Consider the following 8045-nt stretch of genomic DNA (forward strand, 5'->3'; position numbering starts at 1 on the left):
GGGACCCTTCTCTGCTTCGGCGCACCCTCACGCAAGTGGCCTGCTTTTACTCCGCCGCAGTGGCCTGGAATTGCTCCGCCGTTGACAGGCCGTTCCCCCTGGCGGGATAAGCCGCTGCAGCTCCATAGGGGATTTCGTTGCGGCGGCAGACATAAACCTCGCCTTCGGGATGAGCTACTATCTCGAAGCCGGAGGAGCGCAGCATCGCCTCCACGCAAGCCCGGTTGGGAATCCACCAATTGGTTGGATCCTCCGCATAGCGATGCTCGATGAAGTGCAGTCTGGGAAAGCCTGCCTCAGAAAACATGCCGGTCTCCGAGAACTGATAATCCTCGCCCACCGCGGTGATCTCGTCCGAGCCCCGCTGCATGGACTGAAAGATCAGCAGATCGCCGGCCACGTGCTCCCGAATAAGGTCAAGGGCAAGGAGGGGGTGACGCAAGTGATAGAGCACGCCCATAAACATCACGACGTCAAAACGTTCGCGCAGCAGCGCCACGTCATAAACTGACAGCTTGCGGAATTCGACGTCGAGACCGGCGACGTCACAGGCAAAGCGCGCCTGATCAAGATAGGCATCGTCGAAGTCAACACCAACTACGCGGTCAGCGCCTCTACGCTTCATCTCCATGGAATAGAAGCCACCATTGCAGCCAATATCGAGAACCGTCTTGCCGCTTAGATCAGCGGGAATTGCATCCGCGAAGCGGGCCCACTTCACACGGGGATAATCCCCGAGAAAATGATCGGGTGCGGTCGGGACGCCTTCCAGCTCAATATTGTGGAACCAGGGACCAAGCGCCTTTACGCGCATTTTGATCTCATCGCTGCTCAAGTCCATCGGACCTCCTCACGTTCTCTCAGGCACGCGGCCTGTTCAATGGGTGACGTCATTCACTCCGGTCACCGTCACGCTCCATCTGTCCCAGATGATTGTGGAGATAGAGGCGGGGCTGATCTCGAGGCGGGGCCATGCATCGAGCGTCATGCCGAGACAGAAGCAGAGGGCCGCCTTGATCACGTCGGCATGGGTGACCAGAACCACCGTCTGGCTGAGAGCATCGTGCCGAAGCTGCTCCATCTGACGCAGCATGCGCGACTGCACATCCAGCATGCTCTCGCCAGCAGGGGTACGTGTGAGACTTCGTGCGGCGTTCCATTGCTCCCAAGCCGGATCCTGCTTCAGATCCTCAAAACTGCGGCCGGACCAGGTGCCGAAATCGATCTCGTCGAGTGCCTCGCAGATCACGACCTCCGGTGCTCCGGCTAGAGTTGCGATAATTTCGGCGGTTTCCCGGGTCCGCAACTGAGGGCTTGCGAGCACAGCATCGAGCTTTCTGCCCACCAAACGGCTGCCCAGGCGAAGGGCCTGCGCCTCACCGATCTCGCCCAAGCCGACACCCGGCGAGCGCCCGGTGAGGACGGAGCCGACATCGTCATGCGCGGCGTGACGCACCAACAGAAACATGGTCACTGAAGGGTGCCCTTGGGCTCCTCAGCAGCGCCATCAACGAACTGCCGGGTTAACTCCCGCGCCTCAGTATCGGTGAATTGTTGGGGCGGCGACTTCATGAAATAGCTCGATGGCCCAACGAGAACACCGCCCTGGCCGCGGTCCAGTGCAATCTTGGCGCAGCGAACGGCATCGATCACCACGCCGGCGGAATTGGGGGAATCCCAAACCTCGAGTTTGACCTCGGCGCTGAGAGGGACGCCACCGAAGGCCGTTCCCTCAAGGCGAATATAAGCCGTCTTGCGATCGGTGAGCCAAGGGACGTAGTCACTGGGGCCGACATGGACGTCACCCGCCGCCAGGGGAACATCGAACTGGCTCGTCACAGCTTGGGTCTTCGAGACCTTCTTCGAAGTCAAACGCTCACGCTCGAGCATGTTCAAAAAATCGGAGTTTCCGCCGAAATTAAGTTGGTAGGTGCGATCCAACCGCACGCCGCGCTCCCGAAACAGGTTGGCAAGGACCCGATGCACGATGGTGGCGCCCACTTGGCTCTTGATATCGTCACCGATTATCGGAAGGCCCTTGGCCATGAATTTCGCCTGCCACTCCGGGTGGGAGGCAATAAATACGGGCAGGCAATTCACTACGCCGCATCCGGCTTCCAAGGCACGCTCCATATACCATTCGCTCGCCATCTGGGACCCGACGGGAAGGTAAGAGACGAGGACATCCGTGCCGCTGCGGCGGAGGATGACGCCAACATCAGCGGGCGGACGCGGATCCTCGGGAATGTCATCGGCGACATATTTGCCAATCCCATCCAAGGTCATTCCGCGCTCCACGATGACGCCGAGCGGCTTTACCTCAGCAAACTTCTGGGTGTTGTTCGGTGCAGCGAAGATCGCCTCCGACACATCACGGCCCACTTTGCCGGCAGCGACGTCGAAGGCGGCAGAGATTTCAATGTCGGAGACATGGTAGTCGCCCAGGACGGGGCTCATCAAGCCCGGTATGGGTTCATTGCCAGACACATCGCGATAATAGGTGAGGCCCTGAACCAGGGATGATGCGCAGTTGCCCATACCGACGATGCCAACGCGTAGTTTTCTCGAAGCCAATGTTTTTTCTCCGCTCCTGCGGGTGCACCCTTGCGGAACGCGCGCAGCGCATCTTTGTTCCTCCTCAGTTGTTCGTTGAACGGTCTTGGCTTCCAGCAGATCATACTGCGGCCAGATTAGGGCTTTTTGGCATGATCAGCCGGAACAAGGCGACGACCTGGCAGATCGGAACTGCATCTAGATCTGTTTCGATGGTGGCGATTACGTCTCGTGCCTGCAGCTCAAACACACGGCCGACTGCTGCTGCAAGGAATTATAACCAGGCCGATTTTCCTAACAAGAGCTCGCCAAAGTTTAATGGAACTAGAACCTTGGTTGCGAAGGGACCCCCCGGACAATGATCAGACCAGAGACAAAACCCCGATTTCCAGTTTCAGCCGGTATTCTGTTCGGACTTGGGTTGGGGGGGTTCTTTGATGGGATTGTGCTTCATCAAATTCTGCAATGGCACCACATGGTGACCAGCGCTGGCTATCCCGCCAACAGCGTCAATAACCTCGAAATAAATACGCTCTTGGACGGCCTCTTCCATGCAAGCACCTACATCTTCGTTGTTCTCGGCCTTATGATGCTCTGGCGCACCGCACATCGGTCGCATCTATGGTGGTCTGGCAAGATGCTGGTCGGAACAGTCCTCATGGGCTTTGGCATTTTTAACTTGGTGGAAGGTATTATCGACCACCAAATCCTAGGCATCCACCACGTCAATGAGACGGTCTCGCGTGAACAGTGGATTTACTGGGATATCGGCTTCTTGAGCTGGGGTGCAGCGATGCTGGTCGGTGGATGGATGCTCTACACGAGCGGCAAGAAAGAGTCCCACGACGAGCCAGCGTAATTTTTGATGGCCCACACCGCCAAGGTCTGCAGGAGAAGGGGATTGCCTGGCCAGACCCGAAGGTGATGGTTGAGGTGGAATATTGTGGGTCGACAACAGCGGATCAGAAGCCGGGGCCCCAACGTTAAGGGTGTGGGGAGGATAATTGAATATCACGAAGAATGCCTTCAAAGCGAAGTGTCCCGCGCCGATCATGACCGCTTGGAAACTTCAACCGGCGGCATTGTGAAGAACTCTAATGATGTTGAAGACGCCGTGACCTCAATCTGCCCGCCCCCGAGGGAGGCAAGGGTGTAGAGGTCCGACTAAGAGATCCCCACTGCTCCTTCAGCCCATATCACGATCACAGCGGCAATGATCGCAGCACCGATAATCTTACGGTATCTGTTATTGAGGGTCTTCCACACCACCGCTTCGTAAAGCAGCCCGGCGCTGCCGAGGAGAACGGCAGCACAGGCGAAATCAAAGCGTGTCCAGGATACCTCATCGGTGAACTGCATGGCCAGCAGAGGGATAAGGAGAACTGCCCCTATCCCAGCCCACATGATCACTCGTCGCACCTGTTCAGGAGACCCGCCGTGTCGCATCATCCTTCTCCGCCTTCAAAGCGGTGCCAAGCTTAGCCATTTGTCAGCTTATCTTCGCCTCGATCAATTCAGAAGAGGCTCGATAATACTTAACCAGCACTCCACCCCCGACCGGAGCTTCCGCCCTACGGCATTCGAGGCGTTGGGGAAGACACATGAAAAAATTTCGTCTCTCCGCCAGATCCTTTTTGAAACCGATTACCGCTCGTGACGTTGGCTTGTAGGGACAATAACAACACTGCCCTGAGCCATCGTTAAGGCTCCGTGGCCGGTGCACAATTCGAGTGCTATGAAGCGTTAGCATTTGAAACGGCGATACACATTGACCATCAGTGTCGAGGAACTTTTCGAGAAGTTTGAACGGGCGCCGGTTCTGCTCGCCGTCTATGACAGCTTCGATCGCCTGCGCTACGCCAATCAGGCATTCAGAGAAGCATACTTCGTTGAGCGAGATGAGGAGCCCTTCTGGTCGGATCTCATGCGCCGGAACTATGAGGGTGGACGCGGTACAGTGCTGCGGACGAAGGATTTCGATCAGTGGCTAATCTCCACCCAATCGCGCCGCGGGAAGGCCGGATATCGAGCGCTAGAGACTGATCTCCTCGATGGCCGCTGGCTATGGATGACTGAGACGGTCGATGCCGATGGTTGGATGTTGTGCATTGCGACCGACATCACTGCTCTCAGAACCGATGAGCGATCAATTCGTCAGGACCGGGATGAGGCGGTAAAGGCCTCTCACACTGACTTCCTCACGGGTGTCGCAAACCGCAGATACCTAACAATCCGCCTCGGGGAAATGATCTGTCAACCCGCTCCGGAAGATGCGGACCTCGGTTGCTTCGCCATCCTCGACTTAGACAACTTTAAGTACGTAAATGATCGCTTCGGTCATCAAGCCGGGGATCTCATCCTTCGCGATTTCGCTCAGATCATTCAGACGCAACTCCGCCGCAAAGACTGCTTTGGACGTTTTGGAGGTGAGGAGTTCGCGCTCGTATTCCCCGCGACGACACTCGGTCATGCAGAGCTGATCATCGAGCGAATGTTGGGAGTCATTCGCAAATCACGGCCCCTGAAGGAACATCCAGAACTCGCCTATACATTTTCCGCAGGCCTGACGAGAGCGATGGCCGGCGACACGATAGAGACCATCTGGGAGCGGGCTGATCACGCCCTCTACTCAGCGAAAATGGCAGGCCGCGACCAAGTTTTCATCGAAGGGCCTGACCCGAGATCAGTCTCATGGAAATAGGCGATTACATTGCCTTTGAGGGAAGCTTGCTTCCGGAATCAGTGTTGCTCTGCCTTCCGAACTGCGGGGCATCGCTGATCAGCGGGATGATAGGGCCGAAGGGCAAGAACTTAGCTGATGGAATGAGATCTGCCAGACCCTTGCGTCTTTGCCGGACGGTCAGCCGGGGCAATCATGATCATGTTAAAACGCCTGGCCTGTAGCCACCGGGCTGGCGTCGACGGCCGAAGAAGTTTACTCCCAGCAGATGAGGCAGCCGAATAGGACGATGCGGTAATACTACTCCGCAGCCTGCGCGCTGGAGCTCCAAGCGGTTCGCCACTGCCCGCCGCCGCGTTCGACCAAGACCTCAGCCTCTTCACCAGGCCGTAGTGCTTCCTTGGCTGCTTTGACTGCCTCTGCCTCAGCAAAGGACTGCATGCCATAGATGCGCGATAATGCTTCCTGCTGTTTAACCACCCAGCCGGCGTCTTGACGTAAAACGAAGAAGGTTTTCCGCATACCTAACCTCGGACAGTTTTTCCTGCCCGACCCCCCGACCACTCCCGATACTGCGACATTCAGCACGATTCGGAGAAGGATTGTCGAGGGCTTCCAAGAGAATGAGTAAATCAGCCGCCGAGGGCAGCATCGCAGGGACCTCACCGGTCGCCCGGGTCCATACATCGACGCGCTGCGCCTGATCGAGCCCTCCGACCCACTCAATGGGGTTTCCTGCCTTGGCCATTTTTCCCGCCATGTTGCAGCGCATTAGTCCAGAGGCAGGGGCAAGGTTCAACGGAGAAAGTGTAACCAACTGTGTCGAGTAAACTTGTCGTTCGCAGAGTGCTGGCTCCTCAGAAAACCGCCATCAGTTAAAGCACATCAAATGATGCCGACGCCGTGCCCACCGCGGAACCTTAGAATGAAGCGGGTGATTAGCGGATCGGACAATGCTTTAGCGGTAGTGCGGGGCTTGCTGACAGTAGGTGGACTTGGAACCTGGGACGATCTCCTGAGCTTCATGGACCGAGCTCTTTCAAGCCGGGAGGATCTGATGAACGGAGCAGCACAACGCGGACAATGTCTTTGTGGTGCAGTGACCTATGAAGCCACATCCTTGGGAACTGCAACGCACTGCCACTGCAAAATGTGTCAACGCGCATCCGGCTCCCCTTTTATGACCTGGGTGGATACCACTGAGGAGCACTTCCGACTCTTGAGCGGAAGTCCGGTCGAGCGCAAATCCTCCGAGGATGGCATTCGTAGCTTCTGTCCCGGATGCGGGTCTCAGCTCTTCATGCGATATGAAGGGGAGCCAACCATCGGCATAAGCGTCGGCACACTTGACGACGCGACGTCGATCGTTGCCGATCATAACATTTGGACCAAGTCACGCTTGCCCCTCATGAAGGGGTTTGATTGTGATCTGGAGGACTTCCCAAGAAGCAGCGAGGAATAGGGTGGCGGACGCTGAAGTCGGGCCTACCAAGCTCCATCATCATCTGGGAAGCATGGCAGGATTAACCAACAGATTCCGCATATATTTTCTCAGAAAAACTGCCCGTATGAGGCCAAGAAAATGAGGATACGTTATGTCCAACAGGATGTGGATCTACCTGCTCGCTGTGGTCGCCCTTTTTGGCAATTGCTTGGTCCTCCTGGGTGACTCAACCGACCGGCTACTTCGATCCTCCGCCGCCAGAAGCTCCTTCCTAGCCACCAGCCCAGCCTCTGGTGGAGCCCAGTAGTGGCGCAGCTATGCAGGGCTGGAATACTGCCACTACTCCACAGCCACCGTCAGATATCCAAACGGTTCGCCACGCCGGCTGCTAGGCTCGACCAAAGGCATCTTCGGGCTGTTGATCTCTGCGGGACGATCGCCGCATCATTCACCTTATGTCCATCGGCGCGATCAAGGGGCATGTGCCAACCCGCAACTGATCAAAGCCGGGGTGATCATCGCCTTCGGCTTCTTCTTCGCACTGCTGTTCCTTTGGTTAAAGGCCGACGCCCCGCCGGAAATCTAAAGGTCGGGATCCTCCGGCCGCTCTCCAGTTCGATCTATCTTAATGAGAGGTTCGCGCGTGCGGTTCCTTCGTCTTCGGAAGTTGGGTGAGCGCTCCCGGTGACGGCGTCTGCGGTCCAGAACCCAGAGAAACCCCATGGCTGCAGCAAACAGTCCGCACGCTACAAACACCATCAACAGCAGCATCGTCGCTCCTCTAGGACTGCATCGACAACCTTAGTTCACATTCTCAACAGCGGTGAGTCCGAACATGACAAGCGCATTGGCGCTGCGGCCGTCCTGGCCGTGGCGGTGGGATCCTTTGCCTTCCTCTGCTGGTGGTTTCTGTGCCTGCAGCCCAGCCTCGGATCATCCAGGACCCTCCATACCCGCTTCCGCCGGAGTGGCAGACGCCCACCCGGCAAGTGATCCATTTCGCCCGCTGCTTCAACGGCTGCGGTGATCCATGGCTGAACCGAAATGGCTGCAGGTCGCTCGCTGCTATGAGGGCGAGCGGCGGCGAATGAGAGGCTGATGGCGAGCGGCCGGTGGTATGACAGCGTGAGGGAGATGATTCCAGGCCTGCGCCCTGAGAATGGTAAGGCGCTCAAGGCGGGCTGAGGCCGGAAAATACTGGTTCTCAACTGGACAGGCCCCAGGCAAGAGCCGAGAGCAAAACAATGGCGATGACGGTGGTGAGGAGACCATATCCTACGACACCATTGATACGCCCATTGGTGCGGCTTGGATCAGTTTCGATCTGTGGGGGCTCGTAACGAAGCGCGACCGCAAATTCGGCCTCTG

8 protein-coding genes are annotated in these 8045 nt (G+C 57.2%); 3 read left to right on the forward strand and 5 right to left on the reverse strand.

Translation table 11 applies throughout. The features are described from left to right. Positions 1–46: 46 nt before the first annotated feature. The 3 genes from FKM97_RS25870 to FKM97_RS25880 are packed head-to-tail and all read right to left on the reverse strand — an operon-like array spanning position 47 to position 2574. Entirely contained in the window at positions 47–841 is a 795-nt protein-coding gene (locus FKM97_RS25870) for a TIGR04290 family methyltransferase (protein WP_144295353.1), read from the reverse strand. Positions 842–877: 36 nt separating this feature from the next. Beyond that, a complete protein-coding gene (locus FKM97_RS25875; protein ID WP_144295358.1) occupies positions 878–1468 on the reverse strand; it encodes a histidine phosphatase family protein in 591 nt (196 codons plus the stop codon). A gap of 2 nt (positions 1469–1470) precedes the next feature. Further along, a complete protein-coding gene (locus tag FKM97_RS25880) occupies positions 1471–2574 on the reverse strand; it encodes an inositol-3-phosphate synthase (RefSeq protein ID WP_246105275.1) in 1104 nt (367 codons plus the stop codon). 337 nt (positions 2575–2911) lie between these two features. Here FKM97_RS25880 and FKM97_RS25885 point away from each other — a divergent pair, with 337 nt between their 5' ends. Next, positions 2912–3412 carry a DUF2243 domain-containing protein gene (locus tag FKM97_RS25885; RefSeq protein ID WP_144295354.1) on the forward strand — a complete coding sequence of 167 codons (501 nt, stop codon included), beginning with the start codon at positions 2912–2914 and terminating at the stop codon, positions 3410–3412. Positions 3413–3717: 305 nt separating this feature from the next. On the opposite strand, the gene FKM97_RS25890 is transcribed toward FKM97_RS25885, so the two are convergent. After that, positions 3718–4002: a hypothetical protein gene (locus FKM97_RS25890; protein WP_205015313.1), complete on the reverse strand. Its 285-nt coding sequence runs from the start codon at positions 4000–4002 to the stop codon at positions 3718–3720. A gap of 319 nt (positions 4003–4321) precedes the next feature. Here FKM97_RS25890 and FKM97_RS25895 point away from each other — a divergent pair, with 319 nt between their 5' ends. Continuing rightward, the gene (locus FKM97_RS25895) at positions 4322–5254 is read left to right on the forward strand and encodes a sensor domain-containing diguanylate cyclase (RefSeq protein ID WP_144295355.1); all 933 of its coding nucleotides are present in this window, start codon (positions 4322–4324) and stop codon (positions 5252–5254) included. A 279-nt stretch (positions 5255–5533) separates the two neighbouring features. Here FKM97_RS25895 and FKM97_RS25900 read toward each other — a convergent pair whose 3' ends face one another. Continuing rightward, entirely contained in the window at positions 5534–5755 is a 222-nt protein-coding gene (locus FKM97_RS25900) for a hypothetical protein (RefSeq protein WP_144295356.1), read from the reverse strand. A gap of 403 nt (positions 5756–6158) precedes the next feature. Here FKM97_RS25900 and FKM97_RS25905 point away from each other — a divergent pair, with 403 nt between their 5' ends. After that, complete coding sequence (locus FKM97_RS25905) at positions 6159–6695, forward strand: GFA family protein (RefSeq protein ID WP_170241154.1); 537 nt, start codon at positions 6159–6161, stop codon at positions 6693–6695. Positions 6696–8045 lie beyond the last annotated feature (1350 nt).

The organism is Rhodoligotrophos appendicifer (assembly GCF_007474605.1).
GTDB lineage: Bacteria > Pseudomonadota > Alphaproteobacteria > Rhizobiales > Im1 > Rhodoligotrophos > Rhodoligotrophos appendicifer.